We start from the raw sequence: 22,754 nt of genomic DNA on the forward strand, positions 1-22,754 counted from the left end.
CGCCGTCTCTTACCTCAATGATTCGTCATCCCGGACGGGTTTCGGCCTTCGTCGCCACGAGGCCGGCTCTGGTTGCCGCCGCCACCTCCGTTACCTCGTCCACCGCCGTTGCCCGCTTGTGGTGGTGGTGACGGCGGCGGCCCGCCGGCACCGGGTCGTGGCCCGCTTGAACCGCTTGGCCCACCCGGGCCGCCCACCGCGCCCCGTGGCGGCGGTCCGCCTTGCCCGCTGCCATTGGGTTGGCCATGCCAGCCGCCACCCTGACCGCGATTACCGTTATTCGGCCAATCGCCCCGGTCTCCCGGATAGCCGCGATAACCCGGCCCCGGCCCGTAGTAACGTCCTGGCCCGTCGTAGTATCCCGGCCCCGAATAACTGCCATAGCCAAGATAGACGTTGCTTTGCGGCACGACCGGCACGCCGGGCGCGTAGCCGTCGTAACCGCTGTAGCCGTTGCCGACCATCGGCGTGCCGTCCGGATAGACCGCGCAGCCGCTGAGCAAGGCCGCGGCCGCGAGTCCGATGAGTGGAGCAATGCGTTTCATGTGATGAGCCGGCGCAAGGTTGTCATGTTTGTAAGACCACCATTATCGCTAGTCGTCGCCAAAGCTTTGTATGTGTTTGTAAGGGATTTTTTGGGCTCCGCGCCTTGTGTCATGCCGGCGTGCGGCGATCGCGTCAATGCACTGTTCCATCTGAAGCAACGCTGTATCTCGATTGGCTGGGTTTTTCCCGATTGCGAATTCCTATAGGATTTCGACTGGGCATAGTGAGTCACAAGCTCATCCGCCCCTAATCGGAAGAAACGACATCATGAAAAAGACAATATCGGTGTACTGGCCCCTCGCCCTCGTCGCAACCCTCGCTGTGGCAGCTTATTTGCATATTTGCGGCGACGCCGCGTCTCGCGCGAAGCAGGCGCCGCTCGCGGCCGACCAGTTGACCGCTGAACTCGCGCGCGCCGTCTCTTACGGCATGATCGACGACACTTCGACGCCGCCGGCAAAACCGCTGCGCGCGGTCACTGCGATGCCGCTGGCCGAAGCGTCGTAAGCACAAAGCCAGCCGCGTCACTGTCGGCGAGGCGCGGATGCGCTCGCATCGACCCACCAGCCGGGGCTGCCGCGACTGAGCCGCCTCCGGCAAGATTTCTCTCTGCTTTGTATAATCGCGCCACCGTTTTCCAGCGGCCGTTCCACGCGTTCACTACCGCGCCCTAAAGCGCCTGAAAACCTCTGATGAAAACCGTGTCCATCTGCTTCGTCTGCCTCGGGAACATCTGTCGTTCGCCGACGGCGGAGGGCGTGATGCGGCGTCTGGTCGACGAGGCGAGGCTCACGGAGCGCATCCTGATCGATTCGGCCGGCACGGGCGACTGGCACATCGGCCAGGCGCCGGACGAGCGCGCGCAGCAGGCCGCCGGCCGGCGAGGTTACGAACTGGCTGCATTGCGCGGCCGCCAGATCGCCGCCGCGGATTTCGAGCATTTCGACCTGCTGATCGCGATGGACGACAAAAACGTCACGGCGCTCCGCCAGGTCAGCGCGCCCGCGTACCGCGAGAAGATCCGCCTGTTGATGGAATTCGTGCCGGACGCGGATATGCGCTGGGGCGGCGCCCGCGAGGTCGCCGATCCGTATTTCGGCGGTGCGGAAGGTTTCGAGCAGGTGCTGGACCAATGTGAAGCCGCGTGCCGTGGGCTGATCGCTGCGTTGCGTCCCCAGTTGCTCACGTAGTTCAGGTAGTTCCCGCGCCGAGGCGCCAGACATGGCGTCCAGGCGTATCCAGCAATTAAGCAAATGACCCAAATCACAGTAGGGATACTTGACTAAATTGCTCATGTATTTATACTTGACCAAACTTGTCGAGAATTGCGGTCCCCACACCCTATGAGACTCACCACGAAAGGCCGTTTCGCCGTCACGGCGATGATTGACCTGGCACTGCGCCAGGAGCAGGGCCCGGTGACGCTTGCTGGTATCAGCCAGCGCCAACACATCTCCCTGTCGTACCTCGAGCAGCTGTTTGGCAAGCTGCGTCGTCATGAAATCGTCGAGTCCGTGCGCGGACCGGGCGGCGGCTACAATCTGGCCCGCCGCGCTGAAGACGTGACCGTGGCCGACATCATCATCGCGGTCGACGAGCCGCTCGACGCCACCCAGTGCGGCGGCAAGGGCTCGTGCGAGGGCACCAAGCAGCACGACGGCCACTGCATGACGCATGAACTGTGGTCCACGCTGAATCAGAAAATGGTCGAGTACCTGGATTCGGTGTCGCTCAAAGACCTGGTCGACCAGCAGCGTTCGCGCGAAGGCGCGCCGACGGTGTTGCGCGACCGGCGCAACGAAGCGCAAGTGGTCGAGCCGGTGCGCGTGGCGCCGAAAGGGCCCAACTCAGTTTTCAACATGGCCGGTTCGTAACGCGCGGTGCTTGCAGCAGAGCGAAGCACCGCAGCGAGATAACAGAACCCAAGAAGCCAGAGCATATGACGTCCCCGGAGCAATTGATGAATAACGACTCTCTCCATCTGCCCATCTACATGGACTACAGCGCGACGACACCGATCGATCCGCGCGTGGTGGACAAGATGATTCCGTACCTGCGCGAGCAGTTCGGCAACCCTGCCTCGCGTAGCCACTCGTATGGCTGGGACGCGGAGCGCGCAGTCGAAGAAGCGCGTGAGAACGTTGCGAAGCTGGTGAACGCCGATCCGCGCGAAATCATCTGGACCTCGGGCGCGACGGAGTCGGACAACCTGGCCATCAAGGGCGCCGCGCACTTCTACAAGAGCAAGGGCAAGCACGTCATCACGGTGAAGACCGAGCACAAGGCCGTGCTCGACACCTGCCGCGAACTCGAGCGCGAAGGCTTCGAAGTGACGTATCTGGATGTGAAGGACGACGGTCTGATCGACCTCGACAAGCTGAAGGCGGCGATCCGCCCGGACACGATTCTGGTGTCGGTCATGTCGGTGAACAACGAAATCGGCGTGATCCAGGACATCGAGGCGATCGGCGAGATCACCCGTGAAAAGGGCATCATTTTTCACGTCGACGCGGCGCAAGCCACCGGCAAGATCGAGATCGATCTGCAAAAGCTGAAGGTCGACCTGATGTCGTTCTCGGCGCACAAGACCTACGGTCCGAAGGGCATCGGCGCGCTGTACGTGCGTCGCAAGCCGCGTATCCGCATCGAAGCGCAAATGCACGGCGGCGGCCACGAGCGCGGTATGCGTTCGGGCACGCTGGCCACGCACCAGATCGTCGGCATGGGCGAAGCGTTCCGGATCGCGCATGAAGAAATGGCGACCGAAAACGAACGCATCCGCATGCTGCGCGATCGGCTGCTGCGCGGTCTGGCGGAAATGGAAGAAACGTATGTGAACGGCGACATGGAACAGCGTGTGCCGCACAACCTGAACATCAGCTTCAATTTCGTCGAAGGCGAATCGCTGATCATGGCGGTGAAAGATGTGGCGGTGTCGTCGGGTTCGGCGTGCACGTCGGCTTCGCTGGAACCGTCGTACGTGCTGCGCGCGCTGGGTCGCAACGACGAACTCGCGCACAGCTCGATCCGCTTCACGGTGGGCCGCTTCACGACCGAGCAGGACGTCGATTACGTGATCAACCTGCTGAAGACCAAGATTTCGAAGCTGCGCGATCTGTCGCCGCTGTGGGAAATGCACAAAGACGGGATCGATATTTCGACCATCCAGTGGGCAGCGCACTGACGCGCCGTGTTGGACGACATCGAATTTATCGAATTGCAAATTGCAGGTTGAAACGGATCAAGGAGTGTCATCATGGCTTATAGCGAAAAGGTGCTGGACCATTACGAAAACCCGCGCAACGTCGGTTCCTTCGCGAAAGACGACGACGCGGTCGGCACCGGCATGGTCGGTGCGCCGGCTTGCGGCGACGTGATGAAGCTGCAGATCCGCGTGGGCGCGGACGGCATCATCGAAGACGCGAAGTTCAAGACATACGGCTGCGGTTCGGCCATCGCGTCGAGCTCGCTCGTCACCGAATGGGTGAAGGGCAAGACGCTCGACCAGGCAATGTCGATCAAGAACACGCAGATCGCCGAAGAACTGGCGCTGCCGCCGGTCAAGATCCACTGTTCGATCCTCGCGGAAGACGCGATCAAGGCAGCGGTCGCCGACTACAAGCAGCGTCATGGCGAAGCAGTCGTCGCCGGCGACAAGCAACACGCTTAACGCGGTTGCGGCGCGAGCCGGGTTTCACGCCTGAGTCGCGCCTGAGTGAATCGAAGCGGGCGGCGCAGGTGGAACGCGCCGTCCGGTATGAGCGATATTTGATGCAGGCAGGGTCGCAGCGCCTGAACTGCCACATGGGCGGCTAAACGTCCGCGCAAGCAGACAGACAGGCGCCGCGCAATGAGAAACGCTATGGCAATTACGTTGACCGAAAAGGCAGCACAGCACGTCCAGAAGTATTTGATCCGCCGCGGTAAAGGCGTCGGCCTGCGCGTGGGCGTGCGCACCACCGGTTGCTCCGGCTTGGCCTACAAGCTCGAGTACGTGGACGAACTCGCGCCCGAAGACGAAGTGTTCGACTGCAACGGCGTGAAGATCATTGTCGACCCGAAGAGCCTGGCTTATATCGACGGTACGGAACTCGACTTCGCGCGCGAAGGGTTGAACGAAGGCTTCAAGTTCAACAATCCGAACGTGAAGGACGAATGCGGCTGCGGCGAGTCGTTCCGGGTGTAAATCCGGGCATTGCCGCGTGCAGCGGACCAAAGGCGGCGCGTGCCGCCTTTTTAGTTTGATCCGCGCATTCGCTCTGGGCCGACCGCCTCTTGCTGCTCTTTCGAGCCGCGTTTTTAGACTGCACCACGGTGCGTTTTCCTGAACGGACTCCTTCTATCCGATGGTCTCGCTGAACGACAGCCACTTCGACCTGTTCGATCTTCCGGCGCAATTCGCGCTCGACGCCGCGGCGCTGGACCATGCGTACCGCACGGTGCAGGCGCAAGTGCATCCGGACCGTTTCGCGGCGGCCGGCGACGCGCAAAAGCGTATCGCGATGCAATGGGCGACGCGCACGAATGAGGCGTACCAGACGCTGCGCGATCCGTTGAAGCGCGCCACTTATCTGCTGTCGCTGCGCGACGTCGACGTCGGCGCGGAGAACAATACGGCGATGGAGCCCGCGTTCCTGATGCAGCAGATGGAATGGCGCGAAGGCATTGAAGACGCCGCCGCGGCGAAGAACGTCGACGCGCTCGACGCGTTGCTCACCGAACTGCGCGACGAAGAGCGCGTGCGCTTCAGCAAGCTCGGCGCGTTGCTCGACAGCGGCGCGAATCAGGCGGCGGGCGAGGCGGTGCGGCAGTTGATGTTCATCGAGCGGGTGGCGTCGGAAATCGGCACGCAGATCGAGCGGCTCGAGAACTAGCCGCGCAGGCGGCAAGCGGGAAAGCGGCAGGGCGCTCCGGCGCCGCGCAGAAATAGTGCGCAGAAATATTGCCTACCCCCGCCGAGACACACACGCAGTCGTAGCACTACATCCAGCAACGCGAAAATTCAGGACGGGGCGAAACGGCCCCGAGAAGATCCAGATGGCCCTACTGCAAATCTCCGAACCCGGCATGGCGCCGGCGCCCCATCAGCGGCGTCTGGCGGTCGGTATCGATCTCGGCACCACCAATTCCCTCGTTGCCGCCGTGCGTAGCGGCGTGCCCGACGTGCTGCCCGACGAAGACGGCCACGCGCTGCTGCCGTCGGTGGTGCGCTACCTGGAAAAGGGCGGCCGCCGGATCGGCCGCACGGCCAAGGCCGAAGCGGCAACCGATCCGCGCAACACGATCGTGTCGGTCAAGCGCTTCATGGGCCGTGGCAAGGCGGAAGTGGAAGGCGCCGAAAACGCGCCGTACGATTTCGTCGACGCCCCCGGCATGGTGCAGATCCGCACCGTCGACGGTGTGAAGAGCCCGGTCGAAGTGTCGGCGGAAATTCTCGCCACGCTGCGTCAGCGCGCCGAAGACACGCTCGGCGACGAACTGGTCGGCGCGGTCATCACAGTACCGGCTTACTTCGACGAAGCGCAACGCCAGGCCACCAAAGACGCCGCGCGTCTGGCCGGCCTGAACGTGCTGCGTCTGCTGAACGAGCCGACCGCGGCCGCGATCGCCTACGGCCTCGACAACGGTTCCGAAGGCCTGTTCGCGGTGTACGACCTCGGCGGCGGCACCTTCGATCTGTCGATCCTCAAGCTCACGAAGGGCGTGTTCGAAGTGCTGGCGGCCGGCGGCGATTCCGCGCTCGGCGGCGACGATTTCGACCACGCGCTGTATCGCCACGTGCTGGAGCAGGCGGGCATCGCACCGCAAACGCTCGCACCCGAAGACGTGCGTCTGCTGCTGGACAGCGTACGCGTGACCAAGGAGGCGTTGTCGAGCGCGTCCTATGCAACCCTCGCGGTAACGCTCTCGAACGGCACCCGCCTCGATCTGACGATCGACGAGGCCACTTTCGAGTCGATCACCCAGGCGCTGGTGCAACGCACGCTCGGTCCGACGAAGAAAGCGCTGCGCGACGCCAAAGTCACCACTAAAGAGATCAACGGCGTGGTGCTGGTCGGCGGCGCGACGCGCATGCCGGTGGTTCGCCGTGCGGTCGAGTCGCTGTTCGGCCAGCCGCCGCTCACCAATCTCGACCCGGATCAGGTCGTCGCGCTCGGCGCGGCGATCCAGGCCGACCTGCTGGCGGGCAACCGCGGCGCGGACGGCGACGACTGGCTGCTGCTCGACGTGATTCCGCTGTCGCTCGGCGTCGAGACCATGGGCGGCTTGACCGAGAAGATCATTCCGCGTAACTCGACGATTCCGGTCGCGCGCGCGCAGGATTTCACGACCTTCAAGGACGGCCAGACGGCGATGGCGATCCACGTCGTGCAAGGCGAGCGCGAGCTCGTCAGCGACTGCCGTTCGCTCGCGCGCTTCGAGCTGCGCGGCATTCCGCCGATGGCGGCCGGCGCGGCGCGGATTCGCGTCACGTATCAGGTGGACGCGGACGGTCTGCTGTCCGTGTTCGCGCGTGAGCAGGGCTCGGGCGTGGAAGCGTCGGTGGTGGTCAAGCCGTCCTACGGTCTCGCCGACGACGACGTCGCCAGAATGCTCGAAGAGAGCTTCTCGACCGCCGAAGTCGACATGCGCGCCCGTGCGCTGCGCGAGGCGCAGGTCGAAGCGCGCCGTCTGGTCGAAGCGACCGACGCGGCGCTCGCCGCCGACGCCGAGTTGCTCGACGACAGCGAGCGCGCCGAGCTCGACGCGTTGCTTGCCGCGCTGCGCGGCATCGCCGGCAGCGACGACGCCGACGCGATCGAAGCCGCCACCAAGACGCTCGCCGAAGGCACCGACGAATTCGCCGCGCGCCGCATGAACAAGGGCATTCGCCGCGCGCTGGCCGGTCGCAAGCTCGACGAGATCTGAAACAACGCGCATGCCGGCCGGCCTGCAAGCCGCCGGCATGCGCACGTCACAACCGAAGCGCGTCGCGCGGACTTAAAAACTCCGCGCGACGCCAGTAAAATGGCGCGGAGCCTGCTGGCCGCCGCCGTGCCTCAGACCCAAACGGAAAATGTATGCCTCAAATCGTTGTGCTGCCTCACGTCGAACTGTGCCCGGAAGGCGCGGTGATCGATGCCGTGCCCGGCAAGAGCATTTGCGACAACCTGCTCGAACACGGCATTGAAATCGAGCACGCGTGCGAGAAGTCGTGCGCCTGCACGACCTGCCACGTGATCGTGCGTGAGGGTTTCGCCGCCTTGACGCCGTCCGAGGAAGACGAGGACGATCTGCTGGACAAGGCGTGGGGGCTCGAACCGGCCTCGCGTCTGTCGTGCCAGGCGATGATGCCGGCCGAGCAGGATCTGGTCGTCGAGATCCCGCGCTACTCGATCAATCACGCAAAGGAAAACCACTAACAGGAGGTGGCAGCCATGAAGTGGACCGATACGCAAGACATCGCGATGGCCCTGACTGACAAGCACCAGGACATCGATCCGCAGCAGGTGCGCTTCACCGATTTGCACCGCTGGGTCATGGAGCTGGAAGGATTCGACGACGATCCTGACCGGTCGAACGAAAAGATCCTCGAGGCGATTCAGGCTGCATGGATTGAAGACGCGGATTATTGATCGCGTTTCACCCTACTGGCGGTAAACAGAAAAAGGCGATTCCATTTGGGATCGCCTTTTTTACGCGTGCCGGAAAGCCTAAAAAAAGCTCAGGCCGTCTGCGGCTAGCTTGCCACCAGCGTGCCGTTCTCGATCCGTACGCGTTGGCCTTGCTGGAACGGCGGCGCTTCGTGGTACGTGAAGTAGCGGGTCTTGCCGCTTTCCATATGCACGCGCACTGAATACGCGGTCGTACTGCGGATGTGCTTTTCGACCGAGTTACCCGCGAAACCGCCGCCGAGTGCGCCGAGCACCGTCATCGCGGCGCGACCGTTCCCGGCGCCGAACTGATTGCCGACCAGGCCGCCGGCCACTGCGCCGCCGACCGCGCCGATACCCGTGCCGTGACCTTCCTGACGCACCGCCGAAATCGCGACCACTGTGCCGCAGCTTGAGCAGTAGGCCGGTTGTGCCGGTTGCTGCTGCGTGTATTGCGGCGCGGCTTGGCCTTGCTGTTGTTGAGCATATTGTTGCTGCTGTGCGGGCGAGGGCACAGGCGCGCTTGGCGCCGGCTGCTGAGCCTGCGCGGACTGCTGCGCTTGTTGAGCCTGTTGTGCTTGCTGCTGTTGTTGCGCCGACGGGTTAGCCGGCGCCGCCGAATCGACCACGCCCGGCTGGGTCGTGACCTGTGCGGCCTGAGTCTGGTCGTTCTGCGCGCCGTTGCTCGACGCCTTCGGGAACAGGCCCGTGACGGCCGCCGTGGCGGCCAGACTCGCGATGATGATGGCGCCCGCCGCAGTAGCGACGAGCGGGTGAATACGACGTGATTGCGTGGTTTGGTTCGGGTTGTCCATATTGGCCTCCGTCTTGCAGAGTCGACTGTTATTGAGACGCAGTGTCGGGCAAATCGATTCCGGCAGGGTTTCAATTTGTAACGAACTACACGCAATCATCGTACCCAAACCGCGTCAAAGGCGCGCGCCGGCTGCCAGGCGCCTTGATTCTTCGGCGTTTGCGGGGCTCGGCAGGGCGGCGCGCATAGCGCGCTACGCGCAGCTTTTACCGACGGTTACAAACCGTCAGCCGCTGCGGCAGCCGCTTTCAGCGGGTTTTCCGCGAATTTTCCGCGAACTTTCCGTTGCGGCATAAAAAACGCCCGGCATTGACCGGGCGTTTCTTTGGTGCATATCAGACGCAAACATCGGCGCACCAAGGCGCGCGACGATCAGTCTTCGCGACGCAGATGCGGGAACAGAATCACATCGCGGATGCTCGGGCTGTCGGTCAGCATCATCACCAGACGGTCGATGCCGATCCCGCAACCGCCGGCCGGCGGCATGCCGTATTCCAGCGCGCGAATGTAGTCCGCGTCGTAGAACATGGCTTCTTCGTCGCCGGCGTCTTTCTGGTCGACCTGCTTCTTGAAGCGGGCGGCCTGATCTTCCGGATCGTTCAGCTCCGAGAAGCCGTTGGCGATTTCACGGCCGGTGATAAACAGCTCGAAACGCTCGGTGATGCCCGGCGCCGCGTCCGACGCGCGCGCCAGCGGCGATACTTCGACCGGATAGTCGATGATGTAGGTCGGCTCCCACAATTGCGACTCGGCGGTTTCTTCGAACAGCGCCAGTTGCAGCGAGCCGACGCCCGCGTTCAGGAACTGCGGCTTCGACGCGTCCACGCCGAACTTCTTCAGTTCGGTGCGCAAGAAGTCGCTGTCGGCCAGTTGTTCGTTCGTGTATTGCGGTGCGTACTTCTGGATTGCCTGGGTGATCGTGAGGCGATGGAACGGCTTGGCCAGATCCAGTTCGCGACCCTGATAGTTGATCGTGGCAGTGCCGAGCGAGTCGATCGCCGCCTGACGGATCAGTTGCTCGACGAAATCCATCAGCCACTTGTAATCGGTGTACGCCGCGTAGAACTCGATCATCGTGAATTCCGGATTGTGGCGCACGGAGACGCCCTCATTGCGGAAGTTACGGTTGATCTCGAACACGCGCTCGAAGCCGCCGACCACGAGGCGCTTCAGATACAGCTCCGGCGCGATGCGCAGGAACATCTGCATATCCAGCGCGTTGTGGTGCGTAGTGAACGGCTTGGCCGCGGCGCCGCCCGGAATCGGGTGCAGCATCGGCGTTTCGACTTCCATGAAGTCGGCGTCGGACATGAACTTGCGGATCGACGAAATCGCCTTGGTGCGCGCGACGAACGTGGCGCGCGTTTCCGGCGTGACGATCAGGTCGACGTAGCGCTGACGGTATTTCATTTCCTGGTCGGCGAGACCGTGGAACTTGTCCGGCAGCGGACGCAGCGACTTCGACAGCAGGCGCAGTTCAGTGCAGCGCACCGACAGCTCGCCCTTGTTGGTGCGGAACAGCACGCCGCGCGCGGCGACGATGTCGCCCATGTCCCACTTCTTGAACGCGTCGTACGTTTCCTGACCGACGTCGGCCGGCGTGATGAAGAACTGGATCGGACCCGAGCCGTCGCGCACGGTCGCAAAGCTGGCCTTGCCCATCACGCGCTTGAGCATCATGCGGCCGGCGATGGCGACTTCGAGCGGATTCGCTTCGAGCGTTTCCTTGTCGGTCTCGGCGTACTGCGTTTGCAGATCGGCGGCGTGGTGGGTCGGGCGGAAATCGTTCGGATAGGCGACGCCCTGCTCACGCAACTCGCGCAGCTTTTCGCGGCGCTCGGTCATGATCTTGTTGTCGTCGCCTTCGGGCGCCGCACTCGGCTGGGTCGTTTCGGTCATGATGATTTGGTATTCGGTGGCCCGCGGGGAACGCCCCACATGCGGGTGGCCAGTCAGTGTAAAAAACCTCAGGCGGTAAAAAGAGGCGGCGCGGCAGTGCAGGGCATTACCCAGGCGCCGCGCCGTGCGCGCTTAAACGCCCTGTTTCAGGCTTGCGCTGATGAACGGATCGAGGTCGCCGTCGAGCACGCTCTTGGTATTGCTGATTTCGACGTTGGTGCGCAGATCCTTGATACGGCTGTTGTCGAGCACGTACGAACGGATCTGATGACCCCAGCCCACGTCGGTTTTGCCGGCTTCGAGCTTGTCCTGCTCTTCCTGACGCTTGCGGATTTCCGCTTCGTACAGGCGCGATTTCAGCATGGCCATGGCTTCGGCGCGGTTGCGGTGCTGCGAACGGTCGTTCTGACACTGCACGACGATGCCCGACGGCATGTGCGTGATACGCACCGCGGAGTCGGTCTTGTTGATGTGCTGACCGCCCGCGCCGGACGCGCGGTACGTGTCGATGCGCAGATCGGCCGGGTTGATGTCCACTTCGATCGAATCGTCGATTTCCGGGTACACGAACACCGACGAGAACGACGTATGACGGCCGCCCGACGAGTCGAACGGCGACTTGCGCACGAGGCGGTGCACGCCGGTTTCGGTGCGCAGGAAGCCGTACGCGTATTCGCCTTCGATCTTGATCGTTGCGTTCTTGATGCCCGCGACGTCGCCGTCGGTCTGCTCCAGCAGTTCGGTCTTGAAGCCCTTGCGCTCGCAGTAGCGCAGATACTGGCGCAGCAGCATGGAGGCCCAGTCGCACGCCTCGGTGCCGCCGGCGCCGGCCTGGATGTCCAGGAACGCGTTGTTCGGGTCCGCCGGATGCGAGAACATGCGACGGAATTCCATGTCGCCGACGCGCGCCTCCAGGCCTTGTGCGTCGGTTTCGCAGGCGATCAGCGTTTCGTCGTCGCTTTCTTCACGGGCCATCTCGAACAGGTCGAGCGCGTCGCGCAGGTCGTCGTGCAGCGCCGTGAGTTTGCTGACCGTGTCGTCGAGCAGCTTCTTTTCCCGGCCGAGGGCCTGGGCGTGTTTCGAGTCGTTCCAGACGGTCGGGTCTTCGAGTTCCCGGTTGACTTCGATTAGACGCAGTGCTTTGTCGTCGTAGTCAAAGATACCCCCGTAGGTCGGCCGCGCGCGCGCGCAGGTCTACCAGAGAGGCTTCGATCGCGTTGAGACGTTCCGCTTCCATGTCGATCTTTTATAGCTTCGTAAAAAGGGGAAATTATAGCCGATCGGCGTGCCGCGCCGATCACTCTTGAGCGATCCGGCGCGGGTTTGGGGTTGATTTTGCGGAGAATTTCGCCGCTTTGGGCGCAGCGCACGGGAGCCGATCCGGCGGACGCGGTCAGCTTGCCGCGCACCCGCTCAGTTTGCTCAATGGCCTCAGCTCGCCGCGTGCTCGACGATCAGTTGCACGCGCGACACGCCGTTCCACGTATCGCTGGCGAGCCGGTAAGCGACGGTGGTGCGCGCGGGCAGCGTGTCGGTGTGGTTGAACCAGATCGCGTTGAAGCGCTGGCGGCCGCGCACCAGTTGCAGCTTCAGATGCTTGTCCTTCACCAGCGCCTGCGACGCAATGTCGAATTCGCCCGAAAACACCGGCGCCGGGAAGCCTTGGCCCCACACGGCGGCGTCGAGCATTTCGACGAATTGCGGCGTGAAGTAGGCGTCTTCGAGTTCGCCGTCGGTTTCCACGGTGCGCGACAGCGCCTCTTCGGACAGCCATTCGCGGCCGACCGCCTCGAACGCGGCGGTGAAGCGCGGCACGTCGGCGGCGGCGAGTGTCAGGCCCGCGGCCATCGCGTGGCCGCCGAATTTGGCGATCAGGCCCGGCTCGCGCTTCGAGATCAGATCGAGCGCGTCGCGCAGATGGAAACCCGCGATCGAGCGGCCCGAACCCTTGACGGTCTGGCCGCTGTCGTCGGCGAGCGCGAAGGTGAACGACGGCCGGTGGAATTTCTCCTTCAGGCGGCCCGCGACGATGCCGATCACGCCCTGATGCCAACTGGGATTGAACAGCGTGATGGTGGTCGCGCCTTCCGGGTTGATCGCGGAGAGATCTTCAAGCGCCTGCTGTTGCATGCCGGCTTCGATTTCGCGGCGCTCGCGGTTCATCGTGTCGAGTTGTTGCGCGAGATCCCACGCGCGGCCGATGTCGTCGGTGGTCAGGCATTCGATCCCGAGCGACATGTCCGACAGCCGGCCCGCGGCATTCAGCCGCGGCCCGAGCGCGAAGCCGAGGTCGAAGCCCGACGCGCTGCGCGCCTCGCGCGCGGCGGCGCGAAACAGCGCGGCAATGCCCGGCTGCATCTTGCCTTTGCGGATGCGCTGCAAGCCCTGAGCGACCAGCACGCGGTTATTGCCGTCGAGCTTGACGACGTCGGCGACCGTGCCGAGCGCCACCAGATCGAGCAGGCCGTCCAGACGCGGCTCCGGAAAGTCGTCGCCGAATGCGCCGCGACGGCGCAATTCGGCGCGCAACGCCAGCAGCACGTAAAACATCACGCCGACCCCGGCAATGCATTTGCTCGGGAAGGTGCAGCCCGGCTGGTTCGGATTGACGATCGCGCGGGCGGCCGGCAGTTCGTCGCCAGGCAGGTGGTGATCGGTGACCAGTACGTCGATGCCGAGCGCGTTGGCCGCTTCCACGCCGTCGACGCTGGCGATGCCGTTGTCGACCGTGATCAGCAATTCCGGTTTGCCCGACGGGTTGCGCGCGGCGAGCGCGACGATCTCCGGCGTCAGGCCGTAGCCGTATTCGAAGCGGTTCGGCACCAGATAGTCGATCTGGCCGCCGAACATGCGCAGGCCGCGCACCGCGACCGCGCAGGCGGTGGCGCCGTCGCAATCGTAGTCGGCGACCACCAGCATGCGGCGCTTCTGCTGGATCGCGTCGGCGAGCAGTGCGGCGGCGTCTTCGCAGCCTTTGAGGCCGGCGGGCGGTACGAGCCGCGCAAGGCCGGTTTCGATTTCATCCGGCATGCACACGCCGCGCGCTGCGTAGAGACGCGCGAGCACCGGATGCAGGCCGTGGCGGGTGAGCACTTCGGCGTCGACGGGGGAGCCGGCGCGCGTAACGATTCGAGTCATTCGGAGAGGCCGTGGGTCATGCGATCGATCGCATGCAATCAATCATTCGATGAAGAGCGACGCGAGCAGCCGCCGCCGCCAGAATTTGCGCAGGTCGCCGCGCGTGACCGTGAGCGTCACCGAGCCGGTGTCGCCGCACAGGGTCAGGCCGAGTTCGCCGAGTTCGCCGGATTGCAGCGCGGCGAGCACGGGGTCGAACCAGTCGGTTTGCAGCGCGGCGAAGGCGTCGTTCCAGCGCGCCCAGTCCTGCTCGATGTAGGGCGCGGAGAAGGGGTCGAGTTCGACGAGGGTGACGCCGTCGGTGTGCGGTATGGGCGGCGCGTTGTTCACGTTGGCCGAGCCGGCCGCGTTAGCCGGCTGAGTCATGCCGCCGCCCGCATTCGCTGCCCGCAGCGTCGCGAACGATGCCGGCGGCGCGCCGGTTTCCACACCCGCCGTCATCGCCAGGCCACGCGTAGCCGCCGCGTCCGAAAGCACCCGGGCAAACGGGCTGCGCACCGGCTGCACCGCGCCTTGCGCGTGAAACCAGATCGAGTTCACCGCCGGCAGGCCGCGCGCCTCGCGCGCTTCGTTGACCGGATGCTCGAACCAGGCCATCTGCACTTCGTTCTGCAGCTTCATCCACGCGCGCGAACGGTCGCCCGAATGCGCCTCGTGCGGCAGCCAGATTTCGATGTTGCGGCCGCTCGCGCGCAGCGGCGACGCGCCCGCCAAGGTGCCGAAACCATCGCCGGACAGATACCAGCGCGCCGGTCGCGGTGCTTCGATGCGCACGCCGAGTTCTTCGATCAGAGGCCGCGCGACCGCGAGCAGCGCGGCGGCTTCGTCGTCGGACAAATCGAGCGAGGCGGGATCGATCAGCACCAGATGATCATGCGCGATGCGTACGTGCACCGGCTGCACGCAGGCCCAGGTCGCCGTGCCGGGGTCGCCGCCGTCGGCCCGCAGCATGTATGGCGCGAGCGGTGCTTCGTCGGCGGCCGCCGCGCCGCTGGGCAGCGCGCCGAATTGCCGCGCCACCCAACGTTCGTGCGGCAGCGTGCGCTGAAAATCTTCGCCGACGACGCGTTCCACCAGCGTCGCGCGGGCGATCAGCCGGTCGAGAGCGGGACTCTGTATGTCGTGTAGCGCGGTGGAGGCGTCCGCTGCGGCGGGCAGCGCGAAGGGGAGAAGAAGATGGAGACGGTTGGCGTGCATGATGCTGCGCATTGTAGGGCAAAGAGTGCGAGTATTCAGACCATCGCAGACCAGACATAGCCGACGTCGCCTTCCGGTTCGACGGATCGCGGCGGGCGGTCGAGCGATGCGCCGTCGCCCAGGCGTCGCTGCAGCCGCGCGCGGCGGAACCGCGCCCATGAAGAGGGAGACGGGTATGCCGCGTGAACTCAAAAGCGAGCAGGAACTGCTCGCGCTGGTCGTGAAGGCGCTCGATGCGGATCCGGCCACCGCCGGCTGGATTCCGACCGGCTTCCACGAGACCGTGGAGGACGAGGGCGGCTGCAACTGGGACATCAGCCATCTGCACCGCGACCGCCGCGACGCCGATGCGCGCGGGGAGGCCAGCAAGGCCGCCGCGGACATTATCAACGGGCTGCGCGGGCGCTATAACCTGCTTTAGCGGCGGCCGCGAGGCCGGAGTCCGCGAGTCCGCGGGATTGTATGGCAAACTTCGCGCTTGATCGGCGGTGACGACCGCAGCGGCCGGCTTTCAGGCAGTCCTGGAAGGCGGCACGGGGCGGTGGCACCGCGCCGTGGCGCGCGCATTGCTATGAGCTGGCGCGCCGCACCGGAACCATCCGCGTCGCCGCGACACCAATGATCACGACGCTCGGGCCGCACGACAGGCGCTTCACGCCCGCGTGCGCGGCACAAAGCCGAAGAACGCAGAAAAGGATTCGCTTGAAATTTCCCTACGAATGGCAGATTGGCTGGCGCTACACCCGCGCCGGCAAACGCACGACCGGTAACGGCTTCATCTCCTTCATCGCGCTGGTGTCGATGTCCGGCATCGCGCTCGGCGTCGCGGCGCTGATCGTCGTGTTGTCGGTAATGAACGGTTTCCAGAAAGAGGTGCGCGACCGCATGTTGTCGGTGCTCGCGCACGTCGAAATTTTTTCGCCGACCGGGTCGATGCCCAATTGGCAACTGACTGCCCAGGAAGCGCGGCAGAACAAGGAAGTGATCGGCGCGGCGCCTTACGTCGAAGCGCAGGCGTTGCTCACGCGTCAGGACGCCGTGAGCGGTGTGGCGCTGCGCGGCGTCGAGCCGTCGCTGGAGCCGGAAGTGTCGGACATCGGTAAGGAGATGAAAGGCGGCACGCTGAACGCGCTGGTGCCGGGCGACTTCGGGATCGTGCTGGGGGCCGATCTGGCCACCAATCTCGGCGTGCAGGTCAACGACAAGATCACGCTGGTCGCGCCCGAAGGCACCATCACGCCCGCCGGCATGCTGCCGCGGCTGAAGCAGTTCACCGTGGTGGGCATCTTCGAGTCCGGGCATTACGAGTACGACAGCACGCTCGCGCTGATCAACATTAAAGACGCGCAGGCGCTGTTCCGGCTGTCCGCGCCGACCGGCGTGCGCTTGCGCCTGACCGACATGCAGCGCGCGCCGGAGGTCGCGCATCAGCTCGCCAGGACCTTATCCGGCGACCTCTACATTCGCGACTGGACGCAGCAGAACAAGACCTGGTTCTCCGCGGTGCAGATCGAAAAACGCATGATGTTCATCATCCTCACGCTGATCATCGCGGTGGCGGCGTTCAATCTGGTGTCGTCGCTGGTCATGACCGTGACCAACAAGCAGGCCGACATCGCGATTCTGCGTACGCTCGGCGCGCAGCCTCGCTCGATCATGAAGATCTTCGTGGTGCAGGGCGTGACGATCGGCTTTATCGGCACGGCGACGGGCGTCGCGCTCGGCTGCCTGATCGCGTGGAGCATTCCATGGCTCGTGCCGATGATCGAGCATGTGCTCGGCGTGCAATTCCTGCCGCCGTCGGTGTACTTCATCAACGAACTGCCGTCCGAACTGATTCCGGCCGACGTCGCGCGGATCGGCGTGATCGCCTTCGCGATGTCGGCGCTGGCGACGCTTTACCCGAGCTGGCGTGGTGCGAAAGTCCGTCCGGCGGAGGCACTGCGCTATGAATGACCGGACCGCAACTTTACCCATGACTTCTCAGGACAACGCGCGGTATCCGTACGTGCTCGAAGCAACCGGCATTTCCAAAGCGTTCGTGCAGGGCGGTTTGAACGTGCAGGTGCTCAACAACACGCAACTGAGCGTGCGGCGCGGCGAGAAACTGGCGATCGTCGGCGCGTCGGGTTCCGGCAAAAGCACGTTGCTGCACGTGCTCGGCGGCCTCGACGATCCGAGCGCGGGTCAGGTGTCCGTGATGGGCAAACCGTTCACGAAACTCTCCGAGCGCGAACGCAACGACCTGCGCAATCGCGCGCTGGGTTTCGTCTATCAGTTCCACCATTTGCTGCCGGAATTCACCGCGTTGGACAACGTCGCCATGCCGCTGCGAATTCGTCGCTTGCCGACCGAAGTCGCGCGCCGCGAAGCGCTCGCGGTGCTGGAGCGGGTCGGCATGGGGCATCGCGCGAAACATCGTCCGGGCGAGTTGTCGGGCGGCGAGCGTCAGCGGGTGGCGATTGCGCGGGCGCTGGTGACCAAACCCGCCTGCGTGCTCGCCGATGAACCGACCGGCAATCTCGACGGCGGCACCGCCGATACCGTGTTCAATCTGATGCTCGAACTGTCGCAAACCATGGAGACCAGCTTCGTGATCGTCACGCACGATCCTGAACTGGCTGGGCGATGCGACCGCATCATGCGGTTGCGCGAGGGCGTGCTCTATGAAGAGCCGTCGGTGCCGGTTTGAGCGGCCTGGTCACACTGGCGATCTGATCGTTTCATCTTCTGATCGTCTAACGCTGCGCGCATAGCCAGACACGCCATGTGGATCGATACCCACTGTCATCTCGACGCTTCCGAATTCGACGCCGACCGCGCTGCCGTCGCGGCGGCGGCGCGCGCGGCGGGCGTCGGACGGATCGTGATTCCGGCGATCGGCCGCCAGAATTTCGCGGCGGTGCGTGAGCTGGCGCATCGGGTCGAAGGCGGCGCGTACGCGCTCGGCATTCATCCGCTGTTCACGCCGGGCGCGCAGGACAGCGATCTCGATTTGCTGCGCATGGAGATCGAGGCGAGTCTCGACGATCCTTTGTTCGTCGGCATCGGCGAGATCGGGCTCGATTATTTTGTCGACGGTCTCGACGATGCGCGCCAGCAGTTTTTCTACAACGGACAACTGCAACTCGCGCGCGAATTCGATCTGCCGGTGATTTGCCATGTGCGCAAATCGCAGGATCAGGTGATCGCGGGGCTGCGGCGGCAGCAGATTCATCGCGGCATCGCGCACGCGTTCAACGGCAGTTTTCAGCAGGCGCAAGCCTATCTCGATCAGGGTATGCATCTCGGCTTCGGCGGCAATCTGACGTTCGAGCGCGCAAGGCAAATTCGCCGGCTCGCCGAGCAATTGCCGTTCGATGCGCTGGTCGTCGAGACCGATGCGCCGGACATCGCGCCTTCGTGGATCTATAAACAGCGCAACTCGCCGGAGCAGATTCCGGCGATCGGTGCGGGCCTCGCGCAACTGCGCGGCATGAGCGCCGACGAAGCCGCCCTAGGCACAACGGCTAACGCGCTCGCCGCGTTGCCGCGACTGGCACTTTCCTCTGCATAATTGACTCGATGGTTTGAGGGGTTCGCGCCGGGCGATATCCACGTCCGGCGGGCTTGCTGACACCTGTTTGTTGGACGTTGTGCTGTCCGGCGATCGTTGGGCGGAGGCGGTATGCGGGCGTGGTGGTGCGGGTTTGCGTTGGGTGTGGTCGGGTTGCAGCGGCAGGCGGTGTTGCCGGGATGGTGGGGGTGGCTTGGGCTGGTGGTGGTTGTGGGCGTGGGAGTGGCTGTTGCCGTTTGGGGAGCGCGTGAGGGCGGGGCTTCAGCCCGGGTCACCGCAGCAGCTGCTGCTGCCGCCGCTACCGCTGCGGCCACCCACACCGCCACGGCTCCAATTCCAACTCCGGCCACGGCTTGGAGGCGGACTTCGGCCTGGGTCGCAACGTGCGCTCGCGCATGGAGCGTCCGCATACACACGATCTGCTGCAACCCGCGTCTACGGACCTTCGCCATCTGGACCGGCATCTGGTGCGCGGCAATCTGCGCGGGCTTCGGCTATGCCGCATGGCGCGCGGAAGTACGGCTCGCCGTGAGCCTGCCGAGCGTCTGGGAAGGCCGCGATATTGTCGTGACCGGCAGCATCAAAGGCCTGCCGTCGCGCGATGAAAAGGGCGCCCGGTTTCTATTCGATGTCGAGTCGGCCGACGCGCCGGTCGCCGCCTTCCCGCGCGTGATTCAATTGTCGTGGATCGCCCAGGATGCGCCGCCGCCTCCGCTCGAACCGGGTGAGCGCTGGCGCCTGACGGTGCGGATCAAGCGTCCGCACGGCAATGCGAACTTCGGCGTGCGCGACGCCGAAGCAAACCTGCTTGCCCGCAACGTGCGAGCGACCGGCTACGTGAGCGCGCCGGCTTTGGCCTCGCGATTGCCGGGCGCCGCGCACGGTGTGAGCGTCACCGTGGATCGCTGGCGCGCGGCCTTGCGGGCACGGATCGACGCCGTGCTCGCCGACGCGCCGCATCGGGGCATCGTGGTGGCGCTGGCGATCGGCGCGCAGGACGAAGTCAGCGCGGCGGACTGGCTGTTGATGCGCGGCACGGGCACGACCCATCTGGTGGCGATCTCGGGTTTGCACATCGGCTTCGCCGCGGGTCTCGCCGGATGGCTGGCGGGCGCGCTGTGGCGGCGCTCGGGCTGGCTCGGCCGCTACTGGCCGTTGTGGCTACCCGCGCAGATCGTTACGGTGGCGGGCGGCGCGCTGTTCGCGGCCTTGCATGCCGCGTTGGCCGGTTTCAACGTGCCGGCGCAGCGCGCGCTATGGATGGCCGCCGTCCTCGCGCTGGCGTTTGTCAGTGGCCGCCATGTCGCCCGTTCGGTGGTGCTGGCGTGGGCGCTGGGGCTGGTGCTGCTGATCGATCCATGGGCGGTGGTGTCGGCGGGATTCTGGCTGTCGTTTTGCGCGGTGGCGGCGATTCTGTTCGCGGTGTCGGGGCGGCCGCGCGTGCAGGATCACGAACAGCACCATGGGGAAGAGGGCGACGAAGCCAATGCCAATGTCAACGCCGCGTCGAGCCGGTGGTCGAGCGTGCGCGCCGGTCTGCGTCGCCGTGCGCGGGCTTTCGTCGAACGCCTGCGTAGCGCCGCGCACGTGCAGTTCGCGGTGACCGTCGCGCTCGCGCCGCTGACTGTCTACTGGTTCTCGCAGATCCCGCTGGTCGGCCCGCTGGCGAACGCGTTCGCGATTCCGTGGGTAAGCCTGCTCGTCACGCCGGCGGTGCTGGCCGGCGTCGCGCTGCCCGCGCCGTTCGATGCCTATGCGTTTCAGGGCGCGCACGCGTTGCTTGATGGGATGGTGTCGGGTTTGCGGATGCTGTCCGGTCCTGCGTGGGCGCTTTGGCGGTTGCCGCAACCGGACGCCTGGACGCTCGCCGCGGCGGCGGTCGGTGTGCTCTGGTGTCTCGCGCCGCGCGGCTGGCCGTTGCGCTGGGCCGCGCCGCTCACCTGGTTGCCGCTGCTGTTGCCGCCGGCCAATGGACCTGCGCCCGGTGGTTTTCGTTTAACCGCGCTGGACGTCGGGCAAGGCACGTCGGTGCTGATCGAAACGGCTCATCACACACTGTTGTTCGACGCCGGGCCGGGACCGGAATCGACCCACGCGGGCGAGCGCGTGGTCGTGCCGTTCTTGCAGGCGCGTGGCGTGAACGCGCTCGATACGCTGATCATCAGCCATGCCGATTCCGATCACTCAGGCGGCGCGCCCGCCGTGCTCGACGCGATCGAGGTTCGTCAAATGGTGGCAGCGTTGGCGCCGGAGAACGCCTTGTGGTCGAACGCGAAGCAGCGCGGCGCCGATACGCTGCCCTGTGCGGCGGGGCAGCGCTGGCAGTGGGACGGCGTCGAGTTCGCGATGCTGTGGCCGGATGCCGGGCCGCTGCAAGGTAAGCCAAATGCGCATTGTTGTGTGCTGCGGGTCAGTACGTTGGGCGCTTCGGACGGGCTGGGATCGGATTCTTTGGGCGGGTCGGGCGTTGGCCCGCGATCGGCTGCGCCGCTCGTTGCCTCGGTAGGCGCCTCGGCCAACACCTCGGCCAGCCTATCGGCGGCCCCATCCTCCGCGCCCGTTCAAACGCCGCCCCCGCGCATCGCGGCCTTGCTGACGGCGGACATCGAGGCGCCGGTCGAACGCGTGCTGCTCGCGCGCGCCCGCGATGCGTTGCGCGCGCAGGTGCTGGTCGTGCCGCATCACGGCAGCAAGACCTCATCGACCGAGCCGTTCCTCGACTCTATCGAACCGCTCGTCGCGCTATTTCAGGTAGGCTATCGCAACCGTTTTCATCATCCGGATGCGGGCGTGTTCGAGCGCTACCGGGCAAGGCGGATCGAGCTCGGGCGCAGCGATGCGGACGGTGCGGTGCGGGTCGAGGTCAAGGTCAAGGTCGAGATCGATCCGGGGCATGGCGCGCAAACCGCCTCGGGCGCGCAAGGCGCCACGCTGACGCTCGAGCGTTACCGCGACGTGCAGCGCCGCTACTGGATGGATCGCTGACCGGATCGCCGACTCGATCGTCGGCAAGCGAGCGACCACCGGGCCCGCACGAAAAAAACAGAACGGAGAGTGCCGCAGTTGAAAAACATCATTCACTTCTCGCACGCGAACGGTTTTCCGGCGTCGACCTACCGGACGATCTTCGCCGAACTCGCCGACGACTACGAGCTGCGCTCCATCGAGCGCATCGGTCACGATGCGCGTTACCCGGTGACCCAGGACTGGCCGCATCTGGTCGAGCAACTGCTCGACGACATCGGTCGCGCGTACGAGCAGCCGGTCTGGCTGGTGGGCCATTCGCTCGGCGGTTATCTGTCGCTGATGGCCGCGCTGAAAAAGCCGCAGTGGGTGAGGGGCGTGGTGATGCTCGATTCGCCGGTGATCGCAGGCTGGCGCAGCAGCATGTTGCGCGTGTCGCAATGGACCGGCCTCGACGAGCGCCTGTCGCCCGCGGCCGCCACCCGCACGCGGCGCACCCAGTGGGCGAGCCGCGACGAGGCGTGGCGGCATTTTCATTCGAAGCCGGCGTTCGCGCGCTGGGACGAACGCATGCTGTCCGATTACATCGACTTCGGCATTCCGCAAACTTCGGTCGACGGCGCCCGCTCGCTGGCGTTCGATCGCCGTACCGAATATCAGATCTACAAGACCTTGCCGCATACGCTCGGCTCGCGGCTCGCCCGTGGCGCGCCGGTGCCGGTGGGGTTCATCGCCGGCACGCGGTCGAAGGAAATCCGCCAGGCCGGCCTCGATGCGACTCGCCGCGCGACCGGCGGGCATGTGGAGTGGATCGAGGGCAGCCATCTGTATCCGATGGAAAAACCCCTCGAAACCGCCCGTGCCGTGCAGCGGATGTTGCGCGAGCTGGAGCGGTGAGCTTGACTCGAGGCCGTGGGCTCGATAACGCCGTGACGGAAAAACGGTGCATGATCGGCGCGGCGCAAGTGCCGCCGCCATGACACAGTCACGTACAGATGTCGCTCGG

Annotated in this window: 22 protein-coding genes; 16 read left to right on the forward strand and 6 right to left on the reverse strand. The window is 65.0% G+C overall.

Annotated features, from left to right (window positions below; all coding sequences use genetic code 11):
* Nucleotides 1-14: 14 nt before the first annotated feature.
* Complete coding sequence (locus tag GGD40_RS20355; RefSeq protein ID WP_179744697.1) at nt 15-545, reverse strand: hypothetical protein; 531 nt, start codon at nt 543-545, stop codon at nt 15-17.
* A 268-nt stretch (nt 546-813) separates the two neighbouring features.
* On the opposite strand from GGD40_RS20355, the gene GGD40_RS20360 reads away from it, so the two are divergent.
* The 10 genes from GGD40_RS20360 to iscX all read left to right on the forward strand — a co-directional run bounded on the left by GGD40_RS20360 (nt 814) and on the right by iscX (nt 8,162).
* Nucleotides 814-1,053, forward strand: a complete 240-nt coding sequence (locus GGD40_RS20360; RefSeq protein ID WP_179703832.1) for a hypothetical protein — start codon at nt 814-816, stop codon at nt 1,051-1,053.
* Between the two features lie 185 nt (nt 1,054-1,238).
* Nucleotides 1,239-1,736, forward strand: a complete 498-nt coding sequence (locus GGD40_RS20365) for a low molecular weight protein-tyrosine-phosphatase (protein WP_179744698.1) — start codon at nt 1,239-1,241, stop codon at nt 1,734-1,736.
* A 153-nt stretch (nt 1,737-1,889) separates the two neighbouring features.
* Nucleotides 1,890-2,420, forward strand: a complete 531-nt coding sequence (iscR, locus tag GGD40_RS20370; RefSeq protein ID WP_179703834.1) for a Fe-S cluster assembly transcriptional regulator IscR — start codon at nt 1,890-1,892, stop codon at nt 2,418-2,420.
* 86 nt (nt 2,421-2,506) lie between these two features.
* A complete protein-coding gene (locus tag GGD40_RS20375) occupies nt 2,507-3,730 on the forward strand; it encodes an IscS subfamily cysteine desulfurase (RefSeq protein WP_179703835.1) in 1,224 nt (407 codons plus the stop codon).
* 72 nt (nt 3,731-3,802) lie between these two features.
* Nucleotides 3,803-4,216 (forward strand): Fe-S cluster assembly scaffold IscU, encoded by a 414-nt coding sequence (gene iscU / locus GGD40_RS20380; protein ID WP_035546491.1) that lies wholly within the window; start codon nt 3,803-3,805, stop codon nt 4,214-4,216.
* Nucleotides 4,217-4,408: 192 nt separating this feature from the next.
* A complete protein-coding gene (gene iscA, locus GGD40_RS20385) occupies nt 4,409-4,732 on the forward strand; it encodes an iron-sulfur cluster assembly protein IscA (protein WP_035546490.1) in 324 nt (107 codons plus the stop codon).
* Between the two features lie 160 nt (nt 4,733-4,892).
* Nucleotides 4,893-5,420 (forward strand): Fe-S protein assembly co-chaperone HscB, encoded by a 528-nt coding sequence (hscB, locus tag GGD40_RS20390; RefSeq protein ID WP_179703836.1) that lies wholly within the window; start codon nt 4,893-4,895, stop codon nt 5,418-5,420.
* A 163-nt stretch (nt 5,421-5,583) separates the two neighbouring features.
* Nucleotides 5,584-7,455, forward strand: coding sequence for a Fe-S protein assembly chaperone HscA (gene hscA, locus GGD40_RS20395; protein ID WP_179744699.1), 1,872 nt, complete (start codon nt 5,584-5,586; stop codon nt 7,453-7,455).
* A gap of 152 nt (nt 7,456-7,607) precedes the next feature.
* A complete protein-coding gene (fdx, locus tag GGD40_RS20400) occupies nt 7,608-7,949 on the forward strand; it encodes an ISC system 2Fe-2S type ferredoxin (protein WP_035546484.1) in 342 nt (113 codons plus the stop codon).
* A gap of 15 nt (nt 7,950-7,964) precedes the next feature.
* Nucleotides 7,965-8,162, forward strand: a complete 198-nt coding sequence (gene iscX / locus GGD40_RS20405) for a Fe-S cluster assembly protein IscX (RefSeq protein ID WP_035546481.1) — start codon at nt 7,965-7,967, stop codon at nt 8,160-8,162.
* A gap of 104 nt (nt 8,163-8,266) precedes the next feature.
* Here the strand turns inward: iscX and GGD40_RS20410 are convergent, their stop codons facing one another.
* The 5 genes from GGD40_RS20410 to GGD40_RS20430 all read right to left on the reverse strand — a co-directional run bounded on the left by GGD40_RS20410 (nt 8,267) and on the right by GGD40_RS20430 (nt 15,240).
* Entirely contained in the window at nt 8,267-8,995 is a 729-nt protein-coding gene (locus GGD40_RS20410) for a glycine zipper 2TM domain-containing protein (protein WP_179744700.1), read from the reverse strand.
* Nucleotides 8,996-9,366: 371 nt separating this feature from the next.
* A complete protein-coding gene (lysS, locus tag GGD40_RS20415) occupies nt 9,367-10,893 on the reverse strand; it encodes a lysine--tRNA ligase (RefSeq protein WP_179744701.1) in 1,527 nt (508 codons plus the stop codon).
* Nucleotides 10,894-11,025: 132 nt separating this feature from the next.
* Nucleotides 11,026-12,130 (reverse strand): peptide chain release factor 2 gene (gene prfB / locus GGD40_RS20420; protein WP_179703840.1). Its coding sequence is split into 2 segments (ribosomal slippage): nt 11,026-12,048 and nt 12,050-12,130, totalling 1,104 coding nucleotides; the frame shifts between segments, so codons are not numbered across the junction.
* Nucleotides 12,131-12,324: 194 nt separating this feature from the next.
* Nucleotides 12,325-14,031: a single-stranded-DNA-specific exonuclease RecJ gene (gene recJ, locus GGD40_RS20425; protein ID WP_179703841.1), complete on the reverse strand. Its 1,707-nt coding sequence runs from the start codon at nt 14,029-14,031 to the stop codon at nt 12,325-12,327.
* Nucleotides 14,032-14,073: 42 nt separating this feature from the next.
* Nucleotides 14,074-15,240 carry a regulator gene (locus GGD40_RS20430; RefSeq protein WP_179744702.1) on the reverse strand — a complete coding sequence of 389 codons (1,167 nt, stop codon included), beginning with the start codon at nt 15,238-15,240 and terminating at the stop codon, nt 14,074-14,076.
* Between the two features lie 163 nt (nt 15,241-15,403).
* Between GGD40_RS20430 and GGD40_RS20435 the strand changes: the two genes are divergently transcribed.
* The 6 genes from GGD40_RS20435 to GGD40_RS20460 all read left to right on the forward strand — a co-directional run bounded on the left by GGD40_RS20435 (nt 15,404) and on the right by GGD40_RS20460 (nt 22,645).
* Nucleotides 15,404-15,649, forward strand: coding sequence for a hypothetical protein (locus GGD40_RS20435; RefSeq protein ID WP_179703843.1), 246 nt, complete (start codon nt 15,404-15,406; stop codon nt 15,647-15,649).
* Nucleotides 15,650-15,930: 281 nt separating this feature from the next.
* Complete coding sequence (locus tag GGD40_RS20440; protein WP_179703844.1) at nt 15,931-17,184, forward strand: lipoprotein-releasing ABC transporter permease subunit; 1,254 nt, start codon at nt 15,931-15,933, stop codon at nt 17,182-17,184.
* The gene (lolD, locus tag GGD40_RS20445; RefSeq protein WP_179703845.1) at nt 17,177-17,920 is read left to right on the forward strand and encodes a lipoprotein-releasing ABC transporter ATP-binding protein LolD; all 744 of its coding nucleotides are present in this window, start codon (nt 17,177-17,179) and stop codon (nt 17,918-17,920) included. Before GGD40_RS20440 ends, lolD begins: the two co-directional genes overlap by 8 nt.
* 75 nt (nt 17,921-17,995) lie before the next feature.
* Complete coding sequence (locus GGD40_RS20450) at nt 17,996-18,784, forward strand: TatD family hydrolase (protein ID WP_179744703.1); 789 nt, start codon at nt 17,996-17,998, stop codon at nt 18,782-18,784.
* A 111-nt stretch (nt 18,785-18,895) separates the two neighbouring features.
* Nucleotides 18,896-21,769, forward strand: a complete 2,874-nt coding sequence (locus GGD40_RS20455) for a DNA internalization-related competence protein ComEC/Rec2 (RefSeq protein ID WP_179744704.1) — start codon at nt 18,896-18,898, stop codon at nt 21,767-21,769.
* A gap of 78 nt (nt 21,770-21,847) precedes the next feature.
* Nucleotides 21,848-22,645 (forward strand): alpha/beta fold hydrolase, encoded by a 798-nt coding sequence (locus GGD40_RS20460; RefSeq protein WP_179744705.1) that lies wholly within the window; start codon nt 21,848-21,850, stop codon nt 22,643-22,645.
* Nucleotides 22,646-22,754 lie beyond the last annotated feature (109 nt).

The sequence above is a fragment of the Paraburkholderia bryophila genome, assembly GCF_013409255.1.
Classification (GTDB): Bacteria; Pseudomonadota; Gammaproteobacteria; order Burkholderiales; family Burkholderiaceae; genus Paraburkholderia.